At 66.2% G+C, this 15,803-nt stretch carries 14 protein-coding genes; 8 read left to right on the top strand and 6 right to left on the bottom strand.

Going from position 1 to position 15,803, the window contains the following annotated elements; all coding sequences use genetic code 11:
- Window positions 1-29 precede the first annotated feature (29 nt).
- Together ACFOMH_RS06100 and ACFOMH_RS06095 are read right to left on the bottom strand one after the other, a co-directional pair.
- Complete coding sequence (locus tag ACFOMH_RS06100) at window positions 30-1,679, bottom strand: heparinase II/III family protein (protein WP_374423502.1); 1,650 nt, start codon at window positions 1,677-1,679, stop codon at window positions 30-32.
- A gap of 30 nt (window positions 1,680-1,709) precedes the next feature.
- The gene (locus ACFOMH_RS06095; protein WP_377743432.1) at window positions 1,710-2,954 is read right to left on the bottom strand and encodes an RsmB/NOP family class I SAM-dependent RNA methyltransferase; all 1,245 of its coding nucleotides are present in this window, start codon (window positions 2,952-2,954) and stop codon (window positions 1,710-1,712) included.
- Window positions 2,955-3,050: 96 nt separating this feature from the next.
- On the opposite strand from ACFOMH_RS06095, the gene ACFOMH_RS06090 reads away from it, so the two are divergent.
- The 5 genes from ACFOMH_RS06090 to ACFOMH_RS06070 all read left to right on the top strand — a co-directional run bounded on the left by ACFOMH_RS06090 (window position 3,051) and on the right by ACFOMH_RS06070 (window position 9,168).
- On the top strand, window positions 3,051-3,224 hold the full coding sequence (locus tag ACFOMH_RS06090) for a DUF1674 domain-containing protein (RefSeq protein ID WP_374423506.1): 174 nt from the start codon (window positions 3,051-3,053) through the stop codon (window positions 3,222-3,224).
- A 208-nt stretch (window positions 3,225-3,432) separates the two neighbouring features.
- Window positions 3,433-4,569, top strand: coding sequence for an efflux RND transporter periplasmic adaptor subunit (locus ACFOMH_RS06085; RefSeq protein ID WP_377743275.1), 1,137 nt, complete (start codon window positions 3,433-3,435; stop codon window positions 4,567-4,569).
- Between the two features lie 9 nt (window positions 4,570-4,578).
- Window positions 4,579-7,704 (top strand): efflux RND transporter permease subunit, encoded by a 3,126-nt coding sequence (locus ACFOMH_RS06080; protein ID WP_377743274.1) that lies wholly within the window; start codon window positions 4,579-4,581, stop codon window positions 7,702-7,704.
- Window positions 7,674-8,726, top strand: a complete 1,053-nt coding sequence (selD, locus tag ACFOMH_RS06075; protein ID WP_377743272.1) for a selenide, water dikinase SelD — start codon at window positions 7,674-7,676, stop codon at window positions 8,724-8,726. Before ACFOMH_RS06080 ends, selD begins: the two co-directional genes overlap by 31 nt.
- A gap of 34 nt (window positions 8,727-8,760) precedes the next feature.
- Window positions 8,761-9,168 (top strand): PaaI family thioesterase, encoded by a 408-nt coding sequence (locus ACFOMH_RS06070; protein ID WP_374423513.1) that lies wholly within the window; start codon window positions 8,761-8,763, stop codon window positions 9,166-9,168.
- Between the two features lie 25 nt (window positions 9,169-9,193).
- Here ACFOMH_RS06070 and ACFOMH_RS06065 read toward each other — a convergent pair whose 3' ends face one another.
- Complete coding sequence (locus tag ACFOMH_RS06065) at window positions 9,194-9,889, bottom strand: fumarylacetoacetate hydrolase family protein (protein ID WP_377743270.1); 696 nt, start codon at window positions 9,887-9,889, stop codon at window positions 9,194-9,196.
- A 111-nt stretch (window positions 9,890-10,000) separates the two neighbouring features.
- On the opposite strand from ACFOMH_RS06065, the gene ACFOMH_RS06060 reads away from it, so the two are divergent.
- From ACFOMH_RS06060 to ACFOMH_RS06050, 3 genes are read left to right on the top strand one after another with little or no spacing between them, the layout of a single operon-like run.
- Window positions 10,001-10,654, top strand: coding sequence for a protein-L-isoaspartate O-methyltransferase family protein (locus tag ACFOMH_RS06060; protein WP_374423517.1), 654 nt, complete (start codon window positions 10,001-10,003; stop codon window positions 10,652-10,654).
- A 21-nt stretch (window positions 10,655-10,675) separates the two neighbouring features.
- Window positions 10,676-12,070 (top strand): TolC family outer membrane protein, encoded by a 1,395-nt coding sequence (locus tag ACFOMH_RS06055; protein ID WP_377743267.1) that lies wholly within the window; start codon window positions 10,676-10,678, stop codon window positions 12,068-12,070.
- A gap of 26 nt (window positions 12,071-12,096) precedes the next feature.
- On the top strand, window positions 12,097-12,909 hold the full coding sequence (locus ACFOMH_RS06050) for a hypothetical protein (protein WP_377743266.1): 813 nt from the start codon (window positions 12,097-12,099) through the stop codon (window positions 12,907-12,909).
- Between the two features lie 177 nt (window positions 12,910-13,086).
- On the opposite strand, the gene ACFOMH_RS06045 is transcribed toward ACFOMH_RS06050, so the two are convergent.
- From ACFOMH_RS06045 to surE, 3 genes are read right to left on the bottom strand one after another with little or no spacing between them, the layout of a single operon-like run.
- Window positions 13,087-14,265, bottom strand: a complete 1,179-nt coding sequence (locus ACFOMH_RS06045; protein ID WP_377743264.1) for a LysM peptidoglycan-binding domain-containing protein — start codon at window positions 14,263-14,265, stop codon at window positions 13,087-13,089.
- Between the two features lie 31 nt (window positions 14,266-14,296).
- Window positions 14,297-14,962: a protein-L-isoaspartate(D-aspartate) O-methyltransferase gene (locus ACFOMH_RS06040; protein WP_377743262.1), complete on the bottom strand. Its 666-nt coding sequence runs from the start codon at window positions 14,960-14,962 to the stop codon at window positions 14,297-14,299.
- 5 nt (window positions 14,963-14,967) lie between these two features.
- On the bottom strand, window positions 14,968-15,762 hold the full coding sequence (gene surE / locus ACFOMH_RS06035; protein WP_374423527.1) for a 5'/3'-nucleotidase SurE: 795 nt from the start codon (window positions 15,760-15,762) through the stop codon (window positions 14,968-14,970).
- Window positions 15,763-15,803 lie beyond the last annotated feature (41 nt).

Below are 15,803 nucleotides of genomic sequence, written 5' to 3'. Positions count from 1 at the left end.
CCCCGGCCAGGGATCGCGGATTTTGCCCGTCACCTACCCCCGGAACGCGCCAAGGTCCAGCCGATCTGGATCGCACGCCCCTGCAAGACCGAGGAAATCACGATCTGCCGCGAGGGGCGGGGCGCCGCCAATGCGCGGTCCAGAAGACAGGATGCCTCAAGCCGGGCCTGCCCGACACCGTCATGGGTGAACAGCCATTCATCCCCATTGGGCAGGCTCAGCACGACATCCTGCGCCCGCATCCGCGCCTGAATTTCAGGATGCAGGTGAAAGCGGATGTCAAAGGCCAGCCCCTCATCGGGACGGATCCTGTCGAGATGGGACTGGGCGCTGGCGTCCAGCGCAGCCAGCGAATCCTCGCCCCGCAGGCTCAGGCCGTCGGGGTCCAGCCACAATTCGCGCAGATGGGTCAGGCCATGGCTGACCAGCCAGCCGTCATGGCCCGACAGAAGATGCGCGGTTTCGGGCGAATGCGCCGGGCCAGTATCGGGTGCGGTCAGATTGCCAAGGGCATCGCAATCGCCCGCCCAGACCAGTTCGGGCCGTTCGGTCAGGATATCGGGCTCACCCTCTTGCCGGTTGGGGTTCAGGCGGGCGCTGGACAGCCCGGCCAGACACAGCGCCGAATGACAGGGTGTGGCGCGACTGGCCTTGGCCCAAAGCGGGCCGAACCCGTCGCCGGGGCCGCAATTCACGATCAGCGGCTGACGCTGCACCGTCAGTTCGAACCCCAGGGTCGAGGCATGCGCCCGCACCGATGCCGGCCCGCCCGGCGGCGGCGCCGCATCCAGGATCAGCGTCGTGCGCGCCCGCGCCATCCGCGCATATCCCATGGCCAGCCCGTGCGACGGCAGCGCCGCCCCGTCCGATGCCCGCAAACAGCGATCCAGCCGCCCGGCCGCCCCCCGGCCACCGCCATGAAAACTGGGCAATGCGCCATCGGCATGGCGCAGCGCCCGCAGGATCGGCGCGATTTCGGAAATGACCCGGCGCAATTCCGGGGGCGCGTCCAGCCCGGCCTCGGTCGCGACCTCTTCTGCCCAGACCAGAAGCGCCATCGCCTCAAGCAGGGTTTCGGGCGCGCGGCTTTCCGAAAGGGTGTCGACACCCATGGCATCGGCCTCTTCGGCAAGGGCGATCAGGGCGGGTCCGGCCACGCTCTGGCGGTCGCGCAGCGACATCGCGCCGATGGCCAGCCCGGCCAGCGCCTCAAGCCGGTCGAGCCCGTCGACCGCCTCGTACCAGCTGCCGCGCAAATGGTTCAGATGCTGGTCAAGCGCGCGGAAAAACGGCTCGGCCCCGTCGCGATCCAGACCGGGCAGAATCATCCCGGCATGAAAGATCCAGCGCAGCGCGCGGCGCCCGGTCAGTTCGGGCGCCCATTCCAGTTGATCGCCATGCGGCACCCGATGGCGTTGCAGCCATCGCATGACGTGATCCTGTGCAAGCGCGCGCGCCTTGGGCGTGCCGACTGCCGCCAGATCGTCCAGCCAGCCGAAACCATGCAGCTCGGCCGCCACGGTCGGCGGCAGATCGGCGGCAAAGAAATCCCCGGTCAGGGTCACACCGCCCAGATGCAGCTCGCCCGCGACGATCTGTTCGCCCCGGCCGGGATGGCCGATGGCCTTGGGTTCAGGGCGGCGCAAAAAACCCTTGGGCGCGACGGTGGTATCGATCATGGGCGAGGCATCTGTTGAAACGGCGCAACCTTAGGTCTGTTCGGCGGATTTCCGCAAGCATACGATAAAAAACCCATCCATGCCGCCGCGTTCCGGCCACATGTCGGGGCGCAGGCGCAGCGCACCTTGCGCGGTCGTCCAGTCCGGCCCGATGCCGGCCGCTTGCGGCGGCAGAACGGTCAGGCCGGGATGGCGGGCCAATGCGGCGGTCAGCTGATCCTCCCCCTCGGCAGGCAAAAGCGAGCATGTGGCATAGACCATACGCCCTCCGGGTTTCAGAATGCTTAACGCGTGATCAATCATGTGCGCCTGCAATTCTGTCAGCTCGGCCAGACCAGCGCCGTCGCGGATCAGCGGCAATTCGGGGTGACGCCGGATCGTGCCGGTGGCCGAACAGGGCGCGTCCAGCAGCACCGCGTCCATGGGCTGGGGCGGCCGCCAGTCCAGCGCATCCCCCGCAACCAGTTCCGCCGCAAGCCCGCAGCGGGCCAGATTTTCCGCCACCCGGCCCAAGCGAGAGGGCGAAATGTCCAGCGCCGTGACCTCGGCCCCGGCGGCGGCGAGTTGCAGCGTCTTGCCGCCCGGCGCGGCGCAAAGATCGGCGATCCGTTCGCCGGGTTTCGGGTCAAGCAGGCGCACCGCCATGGCGGCGGCCGCGTCCTGTACCCACCAGTCGCCGGCCGCATATCCCGGCAGGGCGCTGACCTGCGTGCCCGCCGGCAACCGGTGCGAGCCGGTCGGCAGCGCCTCGCCGGGGGTTTCGCCCCGGGGTGTCAGGTCAAGAGGGGCGCCGGCCTCATGCGCGGCCTCGATGGCGCGGGTCACGGCCTCGCCCCAGGCGGCGCTGACCGGCTTGCGCAGCCAGTCGGGCAGGCGCTGGGGCGGCAGCGCGGCCCAGACCTGATCCGAGGCCGCGACCTTGCGCAGCACAGCGTTCACCATGCCGGACGCCGCCTGCCCCTTGCCGCCAAGGGCACGCGTCAAGGTCACGGCGGCATTGACGGCACCATGCGGGGCCTCGTCCAACGCCAGCATCTCGACAGTGGCGAGGCGCAGGATGCGCATGATCTGTGGTCGGGGACGGCGGGCCAGAAACGGCGTCAGCAGGGCATCGGCGCGGTCGATCCGCCGCAGCACCTCGCGCGCGAGGCGGCGGGCGCGGGCGCGGTCGGCGGGGGAAAGCCCCTCGGTCAGGGGCGCGGCCTCGTCAAGCGTCGCGCCATCCTCGACAGCGGCCAGCAGACGCAGCGCGCCGTCGCGGGCCTGGTCCCGTATCCCGTCATGCCCCCGGGAGATCTTGCCGCGCGACTTGTTCAATGCCTGCCCCTTGCCTAGATTGTCCCCATCTAGCGCGAAGCGAGGAAAACCGCCATGACCGACCGCAAGGACCTGCCGCCCGCCGCGCAACGCGCTTTGGCCGAGGCCGAGGAACGCCGCCGCAAAACCCCGCCGCTGGACCTGCCCGTCGAACTGGGCGGGCGGGACGGACCCGAGGCGGTGCGCTATGGCGATTATGAGAAAAAGGGGCTTTGCGTCGATTTCTGATGCCGGCCCCCGCTGTGACGCCGGCCCCGTCCGGCCGTTTCGACATGGATATTTGAGTGAAGAAGAAGCCGCACATGCGCTTGTGATCGGCCCCGGCGCATTCGTTTACTTGTCATTGGGGTTCAGCCCCTAAACAATGCCGGCAAGAGCAAACCACCGGGATTGGCAGATGAGCGCGCGGCCACGGATTTTCAGATGGGCATCGCTGATGCTTCTGGTCGCGAATCAGGCGCTGGCGCAGCAGGATGGCGGGGATCGGCCGCGGGATCCGATCGAGGTCGGCGTTATGACCACCGCCGAAGAGGACGTGCCCTATACCGTCACCCTGCCCGGTCGCGCCACCGCCTATCAACAGTCGGGCATCCGCCCGCAGGTCGGCGGAGAAGTTCTTGAAATCGCCTATGATCCCGGCCTGCCGGTGAAGGCAGGCGATCTGTTGTTCCGGCTGGACCCCGAGACATTGGCCGCCGGGCTGGCCGCCGCCGAAGCCGCCGTGACCGGGGCCGAGGCCAGTCTGGAACAGGCCCGCAATACCGTCGAACGCTATCGCCGGCTGGAGGGGTCGGGGGTGTCGGCCGTCGACCGGGCCAATGCCGAGGTGGCGCTGAAACAGGCCGAGGCGGATGTGAAATCCGCCGAAGCGGCGCGCGACGCCGCCCGGCTGTCCCTGCAGCGGACCGAGATCCGCAGCCCGCTGGACGGGATGGCGGATGTGGCGGCGGTTTCGGTCGGCGATCTGGTCACCGCGAACCAGCCCGATCTTTTGACCACCATCACCCAATTGGACCCGATCTATGTCGACGTGTCCGAATCCAGCGCCCGGATGCTGCGCAACCGCAACCGTTTCAACGCCGAGCAGCTGATGACCAACGGGCGCGTGCAGACGCAGCTGATCCTTGAGACGGGCGAGGAATATCTGGGCACCGGGCGCATTGTCAGCCCCGGCATCACGGTATCGTCGACCACCGGGACGGTGCCGATCCGGCTGCAATTCGACAATCCCCGGCGGATCATCCTGCCCGGTCAGTTCCTGCGGGTGAAAGTCACGCTGGGCAGCACCCGCGCCGTTTTGGTGCCGCAACGCGCGACCAGCCGGGCCTCGGACGGGACGCTGACCGCTTTTGTCGCCCGCGATGGCGAGGCCGCGCAGGTCACGCTGATCGAGACCGGCAGCTATCGCAACAACTGGGTCGTGGTGCAGGGCATCGGCCCGGGCGAGGCGTTGATTCTGGACGGGCTGGACAAGCTGCGCGCCGGCGCCGAGGTCACGACCGTCCCCGTCACCATCGACGCGCAGGGCGTGGTCCGCGAGGCGACCGCCCCCATCGCCGGCGGCGAAGGCTGAGGCCGCGGGATGGCGCAGTTTTTCATCCATCGTCCGGTTTTTGCCTGGGTGCTGGCCATCGTGACCATGCTGATCGGCGGCTATGCGCTGTTCACCCTGCCGGTATCGCAATATCCCGACATCGCACCGACCACGATCCGCATCACCGCCAGCTATCCCGGCGCCACGGCGCGGGCGGTGCAAAACAGCGTCACCACCCCCATCGAGGATGCGCTGACCGGGCTTGATGGGCTGTTATATACGGAATCCTCGGCCTCGACGGGGCGCAGCGTCATCACGCTGACTTTCGATGACAGCGTCGAGCCGGTGGACGCGCTCAACGAGGTGCAGTCCAAGGTCCGCTCAGTCGAAAGCCGCCTGCCCTCGGCGGTGCAGAATGACGGGGTGTCGGTCAGCCGCTCATCCTCGTCGATCCTGATGGTGGGGGCGCTGGTTTCGACCGGCAACCGGCATTCGACCATCGAATTGGGCAACCTGCTGGAACAGGTGGTCGAGGGGCCGGTCAAGCGCAGTCCCGGCGTGGGCGGCGTGAACGTCTTTGGCTCGGGCTATGCGATGCGGGTCTGGCTGGATCCGCTGCGGCTGGCGCAGTTTCAGTTGACGCCCACGGATATCACCACCGCCGTCGCCCAGCAAAACAGCACCGTTTCCGTGGGCAGCCTGGGCAGCCAGCCCGTGCTGACCGGACAGCAATTCACCGCCACGATCACCGCGCAAAGCCAGCTGACCTCGGTCGAGGATTTCCGCAACATCCTGTTGAAGACCGGCGGCGACGGGGCCGCCGTGCGGCTGGGCGATGTGGCCGAGGTCGAAATCGGTCAGGCCCGCTATGGCCGCGATTCGCGTTTCAACGGCAAGAACGCGTCGGGATTCGCGATCAACCTGGCCACAGGGGCCAATGCGGTCGAAACCGCCCATGCGGTGCGCGAAACGCTGGACGGGCTGGCCAATGCGCTGCCCGAAGGGGTCGAGATCCGCATCGCCTATGACACCGCGCCCTTTGTCGAGCTGTCGATCGAAAAGGTTTACGAAACCCTGCTGGAAGCCATCGCGCTGGTGTTTCTGGTCATCCTGATCTTTCTGCAAAGCTGGCGCGCGACGCTGATCCCGATCATCGCCATTCCGGTGGTGCTTTTGGGCACTTTCGCCATGCTGGCGGCGCTGGGATATTCGATCAACACGCTGACCATGTTCGCGATGGTGCTGGCCATCGGGCTTTTGGTCGATGACGCCATCGTCGTCGTCGAAAACGTCGAACGCGTGATGCGCGAGGACGGGCTGGACCCGGTCGCCGCCACCGAAAAGAGCATGGGCCAGATCAGCGGCGCGCTGGTCGGGATCGTGCTGGTGCTGTCGGCGGTGTTTCTGCCCATGGGGTTCATGCCCGGCTCGACCGGGGTGATTTATCGACAGTTTTCGGTCACCATCATCACCGCGATGGTGCTGTCCTTGCTGGTGGCGCTGATCCTGACGCCGGCGATGTGCGCCAGCCTGCTGCGCGCGGGGCACGGATCGGGGCGATTCGCGCCCGCGCGCTGGTTCAATGCCGGGTTCGAGCGGATGACGCGCGGCTATTCCGGGGTCGTCCGCCAAAGCCTGCGCCGGCCTTTTCTGATCATGCTGCTTTTGGCGGCCATCGCCTATGGCGCGCTGAACCTGTTCGGGCGCATGACCACCACCTTTATCCCGCAAGAGGATCAGGGCGTGCTGCAATCGCGCATCACCCTGACCGAGGGGTCGACGGCGCAACAGACCGCCGCCGTGGTCCGCGAGATCGAGGACTATATGCTGACCGCCGAGGCCGAGGCGGTCGAATCGGTCTATGTCGCCCTTGGCTTCAGCTTTGGCGGCTCGGCCCAGAACCGGGCGATGATCTTCGTCAAGCTGCGCGAATTCGACCAGCGCGGCGATGCCGCCCTGTCGGCCGCCGCCGTCGCCGACCGCGCCAATGCGCATTTCGACGGGCACCGGGCGGGGCGGATTTCCTTTATGCAGCCGCCCGCCATTCCCCGGCTGGGCAATTCGGCCGGCTTCAGCATGTATCTGCTGGACCAGTCCGGTGGCGGCATCGATGCCCTGATCGAGGCCGCCGAACAGCTTGAGGCCGCCGCCGCCGACAATCCCCACCTGCAACGGGTCGAGGCCGAAGGAACCGAAAACGACGCCGCCCTGCGCATCGATATCGACCAGCAAAAGGCCGAAAGCCTTGGCGTCAGCATCTCGGGTGTGAACGCGATGCTTTCGACCATCTTCGCGGGGGATGAGGTGAACGACTTCGCCCTTGGCGCGCAGCTGCGGCCTGTCGTGGTTCAGGGCGCCGCCGCCAACCGCATGCAGCCCGAGGATATCGACAGCTGGTATGCGCGCAATTCGGGCGGCGAAATGGTGCCCTTTACCGCCTTCATGACCACCCGCTGGGAACCCGTCGAGCCGGGCCTGTCGCGCATCGACAGCGTGGATGCGATCCCCATCGACGGCGAGCCGGCGCCCGGCGCCAGTTCCGGTCAGGCCATGGCCGCGATTGAATCGCTGGTCGCCGATCTGCCCGGCGGCTATGGCGCCGCATGGACCGGTCTGTCCTATCAGGAACGACAGGCGGGCAATCAGATGCCGTGGCTGTTCGGGATTTCGGCGCTGGTGGTGTTTCTGTCGCTGGCGGCGCTTTACGAAAGCTGGTCGATCCCGTTTTCGGTGATCCTGGCGGTGCCGGTCGGGGTTCTGGGCGCGGTGGTCGCGGCGCTGGCGCTGGATCAGGCCAATGACGTCTATTTCAAGGTGGGCATTCTGACCACCATCGGGCTGGCGTCGAAAAACGCCATTCTGATCGTCGAATTCGCCCGCGATCTGGAACAGGCCGGGCGCGGCACGGTCGCCGCCGCCATCGATGCCGCGCGGCTGCGGCTGCGGCCGATCCTGATGACCTCGCTGGCCTTCATTCTGGGGGTGGCGCCGCTTGCCATGGCGACGGGCGCGGGCGCGGGGGCGCAGAACTCGATCGGCATCGGCGTCATGGGCGGCATGATCGCGGCGACCTTCATTGGCATCTTCATGGTGCCCGCCTTCTACGTTACGGTGCGCCAGCTGACGGACAGGAGGGCCCGAGAATGGACGACCAAATCCAGCAACCCCGGCTGACATCGCTGGCGCATGGCGGCGGCTGCGGCTGCAAGCTTGCGCCCTCGGTCCTGCGCGAATTGCTGGCCGGCCAGCCCGTGGCACAGGCCTTCCCGCAGCTGCTGGTCGGGACCGAAACCGCCGACGACGCCGCCGTCTGGCAGGTGGACGACAATACCTGCGTCATCGCCACCACCGACTTTTTCATGCCCATGGTCGACGATCCGCGCGATTTCGGCCGCATCGCCGCGACCAACGCGATTTCCGACATCTATGCCATGGGCGGACGGCCGATCATGGCGCTGGCGATTCTGGGGATGCCCATCGACAAGCTGGCCCCCGAACAGATCCGCCAGATTCTTGAAGGCGGGCGCGAGATCTGCGCCGAGGCGGGGATCCCCGTCGCCGGCGGCCATTCCATCGACGCGCCCGAGCCGATCTATGGCCTTGCCGTGATCGGGCTGTGCCATCCGTCCGAGCTGCGCCGCAACGCGGATGCGCGCCCGGGCGACACGCTGATCCTGACCAAGGGGCTGGGCGTCGGCATCTATTCCGCCGCCATCAAAAAGGGGGCGCTGGACGCCGACGGCCTGGCCGAGATGGTCGCCAGCACCACCACGCTGAACCGGGTCGGGACCGATCTGGCGAAACGCCCCGATGTGCATGCGATCACCGATGTGACCGGTTTCGGCATTCTGGGCCACGGGCTGGAAATCGCGCGCGGCGCCGGGCTGCATCTGCGGCTGCGGCTGGCAGATCTGCCGCTGCTCACGCGCGCCGCCGAACTGGCCGAGGCGGGGTTTCTGACCGGCGCCTCGACGCGCAACTGGGCCGCCTATGGGGCCGAGGTCACGCTGCCCGAGGGGTTGCCGGCATGGCAACGCAACCTCTTGACCGATCCACAGACCTCGGGCGGGCTCTTGATCGCCTGTGCGCCCGAGGCGGCCGGGGATGTGCTGGCCGGGATCCGCGCCTCGGGCTTTCCGCTGGCCGCCATTGTCGGCCGGGCCGAGGCCGGGCCGGCGGGAATCACCGTCGAATAACGCCGCCGACAGTGGCGCGAACAAGAGGTCCGCGATGAACGACACGCATCCCAAAGAGCAATCGCCCTTTTCGGTGTCGCTGGGCATCGTCCAGGTTTCGGCCGATCCGGGCGAGGTGCGCGTTCACATGCCCGCGACCCAGGCCCTGGCCAATCGCAACGGGGTTCTGCATGGCGGCGCGCTGATGGGATTGGCCGATCATGCCGGCGGCACGCTTGCGATCATGAACCTTGGTCCCGGCGAGGCCACGACCACGATCGAAAGCAAGACCAATTTTCTGCGCCCGATCCGAATCGGCGACACCGCCCACGCGCGCAGCACCCTGTTGCACAAGGGCCGCAGTACCGTGATCGTCCAGACCACGATCACCCGCGACGACGGCAAGACCGCCGCCATCGTCACCCAGACGCAAATGACCCTGCAATGGCGTGATCCGGCCTGAACGCCATCGGCCGGCTGTCGGGCGGCTATTCGGCCGGGCCGATGCGCAATTCGACCGGCGCCAGCCCCTCGATCCCGCCGCTTAGCCGATCACCGGCGACGACCGGACCGACGCCAGCCGGCGTACCGGTCAGAATCAGGTCGCCCGGCGTCAGATGATAGTAATGCGACAGATCGGCAATCAGCTCGTCAATCGACCAGACCATGTCCGAAATGACCGCATCCTGACGCGTCACGCCATTGACCCCAAGCTGGATGCGCTGTCCCAGCGGCTGGAAATCCTGCGCAGGCGTCAGCGCGGAAAGCACCGCAGCACCTTCGAAATCCTTGGACAGATCCCAGGGACGCTGTTTCGCCTTGGCCTTGGCCTGCAAGTCACGTCGCGTCATGTCCAGCGCCGCGCCATAGCCCCAGATCACCCCCGCCGCCCGATCCCGTGCCAGGCGGAAGCCCGGCGCACCGATGGCCACGACCAGCTCGATCTCGTGATGCAGATCCTCTGTGCCCGGCGGATAGGCCAGCACGGTCCCGCTTTGCTGCACCGCATGGGGGGATTTCAGGAAATAGAACGGCGCCTCGCGGTCGACCTCATTGCCCATTTCGGCGGCATGGGCGGCATAGTTGCGCCCGACGCAAAAGATTCTGCCAACGGGAAACCGACCCTCCCGGCCGATGACCGGAAGCGACATCACGGGCGGCAAAGGAAGCAGATAGTCGACCATGTCGATTGGAATGCCACGTCAATAACGTCAAGGCAATGCCGGCGCGCCGTTGCCCACCCCCGATTTTCGTGGCAATAGATTCCCAAAGCAACCGAGAGCAGGGTTCGCAATATGACCGATTTCGCGCAACGCCGCACCATGATGGTCGATACACAGGTCCGGCCCAACGATGTCACAAGCTATCCGGTGATCGAGGCGATGCTGAACGTTCCGCGTGAACAGTTCGTGCCCGATTCCCGCCGCGACGTGGCCTATGCCGGCGAAAACCTGGAACTGGCCCCTGGCCGGGTCCTGCTGGAGCCGCGCACGCTGGGCAAGATGATCGATATCCTGGATCTTCAGAACTCTGATCTGGTCCTCGATATCGGCAGCGGCTTTGGCTACAGCGCCGCGATCATCGCCCGCATCGCCGAGGCCGTCGTGGCCGTCGAGGACGATCCCGAAATGGCCACGCAGGCCGAGGCCCGGCTGGCCGCGCAGGACGTTTTCAACGTCGCCGTGGTCCAAGACGCCCTGAACGAGGGCTGCGCCAGCCAGGGCCCCTATGACGCCATCCTGATCGAAGGCGCCATCGAGGATATGCCCGCCGCCATTACCGATCAGCTGAACGAAGGCGGCCGCATCGTCGCCCTGTTCCGCGAAGGGCATCTGGGTGTGGTCAAGTTCGGCCGCAAGCTTGACGGGCGCATCAACTGGCGTTCGGCCTTTCATGCCGATGCCCCCGTCCTATCCGGTTTCGTCCAGCAGCGCGGCTTCATTTTGTAAACGACGACAGAAAGGCGAGAGATGCTTCGCAAAATGCTGAAAGATCTTCGACGCCCGGTCCTTGCGGCCGTTCTCGCCGGTGCAAGCGCATTGCCGGTCACGGCCCAGACGCTCGCCGACACCATGGTTGACGCCTATCGCCATTCGGCGCTTCTGGATCAGAACCGCGCCGTGCTGCGCGCCGCGGACGAAGACACCGCGGCGGCGCTTGCCCAGCTGCGGCCCGTGATACAATGGGTGGCCGAGCATACCTATAATTACAACAGCGGTCTTGATACCCGGACCACCAGCATCGCGCTGCAAGCCCAGATCACGCTCTATGACTGGGGTCGCAACGCCTTTGCCATCGACATCGCCAAGGAAACCGTCCTGGCGACGCGGGCGGCGCTGGTCGGCGTCGAACAGGATGTGCTTCTGGGTGCGGTTTCGGCCTATCTCGATGTGCGCAGCGCCGTCGAACAGGTTGATCTGCAATCGAATTCGGTACGCGTGATCGGCCAGGAACAACAGGCCGCCACCGACCGGTTCGAGGTGGGCGAAATCACCCAGACCGACGTCGCACAGGCCGATGCCGCGCTGGCCTCGGCCCGCGCCAGCCTGTCCTCGGCCGAGGGCGATCTGGAAATCGCGCGCGAGGCCTATCACACCGCGACCGGCAAATATCCGGTCAAGCTGTCGGCGCCGCCGCCGCTGCCCAAGCTGCCGGCGAATCTGGGCGCGGCGCGGGATATCGCGCAACGCACCCACCCCCTGATCGTTCAGGCGCAGCGTCAGGCCACCGCCTCTGAACTGGGCGTCGGCGCCGCCGAGGCCGAGCGCAATCCCGAGCTGACCGGTTCGGTGGGAATCGGTCGTCAGCGCAGCAATGCCAACAGCCTGCTGCGCGATGAATACGACACGGTCGGTTCGGCATCGGTCCAGATGTCGCAGACCATCTATTCCGGTGGCCGGCTGCCCGCCGCGCATCGCAAGGCGATGGCCCAACGTGATTCGGCCCGCGCCTCGCTTTTGAACACGTCGCGACAGGTCAATGCCGCTGTGGCCAATGCCTGGGCCTCGATCGACGTCGCCAGGGCACAGATTCGGTCGATCGACGAACAGATCCTCGCCGCGCAAAAGGCCTATGATGGCGTGCGCGAAGAGGCCACGCTGGGCGCGCGCACCACTTTGGACGTGCTGGACGCCGAACAATCGCTGCTTGAGGCGCGCGCGAACAAGATTACTGCAGAAGCCAACCTGCAATTAGCACATTATCAATTATTGTCCGCTATGGGTTTGTTGACGGTAGAAAACCTGAAACTGGGGATTCCCACCTATGACCCATCGGCCTATTACAACTCGGTGCAAGACGCACCCTTCACAAGCAGACAGGGCAAAAGCCTGGATCGCGTCCTGCGCGCCATCGGGCAGAACTAAGCCCGCCCCTCAAACGGGGGCGCATCATGCAGCATGAAATGATGCGCCATCCGGCCCCCGCGCAGGGTTCGGAAAATGTCGGCGACGTGCTCGCCTCGATCCGCCGGCTCATTGCCCAGGACGAAGCCGGCAGCGAAATTCCGAACCAGCTGCTGAATACCCTGCCGCAGGCGTCGCAAGCCCTGCCCAAGGACGAAGAACAGCCCGCAAAAGACGATCAGCCCACCGTCGTCCCGCTCAAGCTGGACAGCAGCGACCTGATCGCACCCGAAGCGGATGTCACCGACACCCCCGAGCTCGAAGCCAGTGCGGCACCCGCCGAAATACGGCTGCATCTCGCATCGACGCAGGATGAGGTGAAGGCGATGCCCATCGCCACCTTCCTGGGGGGCAACCCCTGGCGGGACGCCATCGCCGGCATCGGCCTTGATACCACAGAGGATCAGGAAACCGGACCCGAGCCGGATCTGACCGCTGAAGCGGCCGTCGAAATCGACGATGCCGCAACCACCACCACCGACACCATCAACATCACCACGCCCACCACCGCGCAAATGGAGGAAACCATGCTGCATGCGAATGCTTCCGTGACCCCGATCACCCCTGTCATGGAAACCCAGATCAAGCTTGACGATGCTCTGCCCGAAACCGGCGAACCGCATCTGTTCGCGCGCCAGGACAAGGACGCGCAAAAGGGCACGCATCTGCGCGGCATGATCCGTGAAGCCATTCGCCAGGAACTTCAGGGCGAGATCGGCAACCGTCTCAGCCGCAATCTGCAACAGATGATCCGTCACGAAATCGAGCTGACCCTGCGCCAGATGTGCGAACAGGAATGACGGCAAGCCGGGACTGGGGCATGGGCCGTTTGCGCCCGCGCCCCGGTCCCTGATGCCCGGCCATCCCCGGGCGCGGCAAGGACCCCTCACGGGACCCCCTGCCCGCGTCCGGTGATCAACGCTCGGGGATCAATGCCCGGCGGTCAGCAAACTGTGACCGGCAATCGGCGAACGGATTCAGTTCAGATATTTCTCGGGATTGACGCTCTCGAACCCCTGACGCACCTCGAAATGGACGACGCCCTGACTGCGGGCCTTGCCCAAGGCGGTGCCGGCGCTGACGCTTTGGCCCTTGCTGACGGTGACATTGTCCAGCCCGGCATAGACGGTCATCAGATTGCCGTCATGGCGGATGACAATGATCGGAACCTGATCGACATCGCGGGTGATGGCGGCAACCGTCCCGCTTCCGGCGGCGGCTACCGTGCTGCCCGGTGCGGCGGAAATGTCGATCCCCTCATTCTTGCCCTTCTGATAGGTGCGGATGATCGAGCCATTGACCGGCATGCGGAACTTGCCGTTGCCGGATGCCGCGGTGCGGGTCTTGCCCAGATCGGGACTGCTTGGCTTATCGACAGGGGCGCTGACCGGCTTGGTCTTTTCGGCCGGCAAGGGTTCCGATGATGACGGCGGGCGCGGGGTCGGACTTCCCGTTCCGGGCACGGTGGTCACGGCCACGGCATTTTCTGGACGCTTCTGCCCCGCCACCGGGATCAGCAGGCGTTGCCCGACACGCAATGTCATGTCCGATGACAGCCCGTTCCATTGTGCCAGATCATTGGCCGACACGCCGTACTTGCGGGAAATCGACCATGCGGTTTCCCCCGCCGCCACAACGTGCTGCTTGGGTTGGCTGGATGCCGGCAGGGTGGTCGACGTCACCGCACCGCCGGCGGCGGCAACATTGGGCTGTTTGATGCCTTGGCCGGCAAAGGGATCGCTGACCTGCCCGGTCGATGACACGACCGGCGCCGCCACAGAGGCCGTCGCGGGCGCGGCCCCCGCGGCCACGCGACGCGGCAAGGCCACGACCGCACCGGGATTGAGCACGGTATTGGCATTGATGGCATTGTAGCTTGCCAGCTCGGCCGCGTTCATCCCCAGCCGCGCGGCAACGGTCGCGACGGTATCGCCCTGTCGCGCGATGGCGACCTGATAGCCGGGATAGGAAATCACCCCGCGCTGATCCGGGGTCGGACGCGGCGCCGAACGGGCGGCGGCGTCCGCAGTATTCAGCCCCCCCAGCCGACGCAGGTCCGGATCGAAATTGTTCAGGTCCAACCCGCCATTCGGTCCGCATGACGCCAGGGCCGCCATGGTTCCGGCGGCCAATGCCAATTGCTTGATTTTCGCCATCTGCCCGTTCCTTACTCTGGTCGGCCGGGGATCATGTCTGTCCCAATCCCTCGACCAGCGGCACAAAGCGCACCTGCCGCAATTCGTCATAATCAAAGCCGTTTTCACCGCGCCTGACACGGATCAGGGTCTGGACCGCGTCCGACTGCCCGACCGGCACCACCATGATACCGCCGATCTTCAACTGCGCCAAGAGCGGCCCGGGCGGGTCTTCGGCCGCGGCGGTCACCATGATGCGATCAAAGGGCGCCTGATCGGGCAAACCGCGCGAGCCGTCGGACACCATCGCGGTGATGTTGGACAGGCCGAAATGGCGAAAGATCGCCTCGGCTTCGGTCACCAGCCGGCGGTGGCGGTCCACCGTATAGACGCGGCGGCACAAAAGCGACAGGATCGCCGCCTGATAGCCCGAGCCCGTCCCGATTTCGAGCACCTTGTCGCGCGGCCCCACCTCAAGCGCCTGGGTCATCAGCCCGACCACCGAGGGCTGGCTGATGGTCTGACCGCAGGGGATGGGCAGCGGCGTATCGTCATAGGCGCGATCCTCGAAATGACCGCGCACGAATTCGCCACGGTCGATCCGCTCCATCGCCTCAAGCACGCGGGGATCCGTCACCCCGCGCTGACGCAGCTGAAACAGAAAGCGCATCTTGCGTTCGGCGCCACCCGGATCGTCATCTGCGGGATCGTCGCTCATCCGCGCTAGCCTTTTTCCAGGGCGCCGCGCAGCCCGGCCAGCGAGGCGTGACAGGTCAGATCGGGCCGCATCGGCGTCAGCGAGATATAACCCTGCATGTTCACGTCGACATCGCTGCCCGGCGTCGCCGGCGCGGTTTGCGATCCGCCCATCACCCAAAGAAAACGCCGCCCGTTCGGGGCATGATAGGGCTCGACCTCAAAGCGAACGCCCTGTCGGCGGCCCTGGGCCACCACCCGCACCCCCTTGACCGAGGCGGCATCGCAGGGCGGAAAATTGATATTGTAGAACAGGCGGAAATCCTGATCCGCATTCCAGTCGCCATGTTCCAGCAACTGCCGGATCAGGGCCGGCCCATGCACGCGCGCCGCCTCGAACGGATCGTTCAGCGCGGCGGTCTTCGGGCCCATATATTGCGACAGCGCGATGGCCGGCAGACCTTGCAGCGCCGCCTCCATGGCGCCGCCGATGGTGCCCGAATACATGACGTTTTCACCGGAATTGTTGCCCCGGTTCACCCCCGACAGCACCAGATCGGGGGGATTTCCCTTGAGCACGTCGGCGATGGCGGCCAACACGCAATCGGCCGGCGTCCCCTCGGCCGCATAGCGGCGCGGACCCAGCTGGGCGATCAGGGTGGGGTGGACATAGCTGATGCAATGGGCGACGCCCGATTGCTCGAATGCCGGCGCCACGGTCCAGACCTCGCCCTTGGGGCCGGCCAGCTCGGCGGCGATGGCCTCAAGCGCCTCGAGGCCCGGCGCGTTGATGCCATCGTCATTGGTTATCAGAATCCGCATCGGCTTCCCCGCGTTGCCCGAATGACGCACGCGCCATCATG

It is taken from the genome of Paracoccus mangrovi (genome assembly GCF_042648425.1).
GTDB classification, from domain to species: Bacteria; Pseudomonadota; Alphaproteobacteria; order Rhodobacterales; family Rhodobacteraceae; genus Paracoccus; species Paracoccus mangrovi.
This window is presented reverse-complemented; position numbering and strand designations above follow the sequence as displayed.

Bases quoted from the DNA above. Each gene is read 5' to 3' on its own strand.
- ACFOMH_RS06070 (WP_374423513.1), top strand. From the start codon at position 8,761: ATGAACGACACGCATCCCAAAGAGCAATCGCCCTTTTCGGTGTCGCTG.
- ACFOMH_RS06060 (WP_374423517.1), top strand. From the start codon at position 10,001: ATGACCGATTTCGCGCAACGCCGCACCATGATGGTCGATACACAGGTC.
- ACFOMH_RS06085 (WP_377743275.1), top strand. From the start codon at position 3,433: ATGCTTCTGGTCGCGAATCAGGCGCTGGCGCAGCAGGATGGCGGGGAT.
- selD (WP_377743272.1), top strand. From the start codon at position 7,674: ATGGACGACCAAATCCAGCAACCCCGGCTGACATCGCTGGCGCATGGC.
- ACFOMH_RS06050 (WP_377743266.1), top strand. From the start codon at position 12,097: ATGCAGCATGAAATGATGCGCCATCCGGCCCCCGCGCAGGGTTCGGAA.
- ACFOMH_RS06065 (WP_377743270.1), bottom strand. From the start codon at position 9,889: ATGGTCGACTATCTGCTTCCTTTGCCGCCCGTGATGTCGCTTCCGGTC.
- ACFOMH_RS06100 (WP_374423502.1), bottom strand. From the start codon at position 1,679: ATGATCGATACCACCGTCGCGCCCAAGGGTTTTTTGCGCCGCCCTGAA.
- ACFOMH_RS06040 (WP_377743262.1), bottom strand. From the start codon at position 14,962: ATGAGCGACGATCCCGCAGATGACGATCCGGGTGGCGCCGAACGCAAG.
- surE (WP_374423527.1), bottom strand. From the start codon at position 15,762: ATGCGGATTCTGATAACCAATGACGATGGCATCAACGCGCCGGGCCTC.
- ACFOMH_RS06080 (WP_377743274.1), top strand. From the start codon at position 4,579: ATGGCGCAGTTTTTCATCCATCGTCCGGTTTTTGCCTGGGTGCTGGCC.
- ACFOMH_RS06055 (WP_377743267.1), top strand. From the start codon at position 10,676: ATGCTTCGCAAAATGCTGAAAGATCTTCGACGCCCGGTCCTTGCGGCC.
- ACFOMH_RS06045 (WP_377743264.1), bottom strand. From the start codon at position 14,265: ATGGCGAAAATCAAGCAATTGGCATTGGCCGCCGGAACCATGGCGGCC.
- ACFOMH_RS06090 (WP_374423506.1), top strand. From the start codon at position 3,051: ATGACCGACCGCAAGGACCTGCCGCCCGCCGCGCAACGCGCTTTGGCC.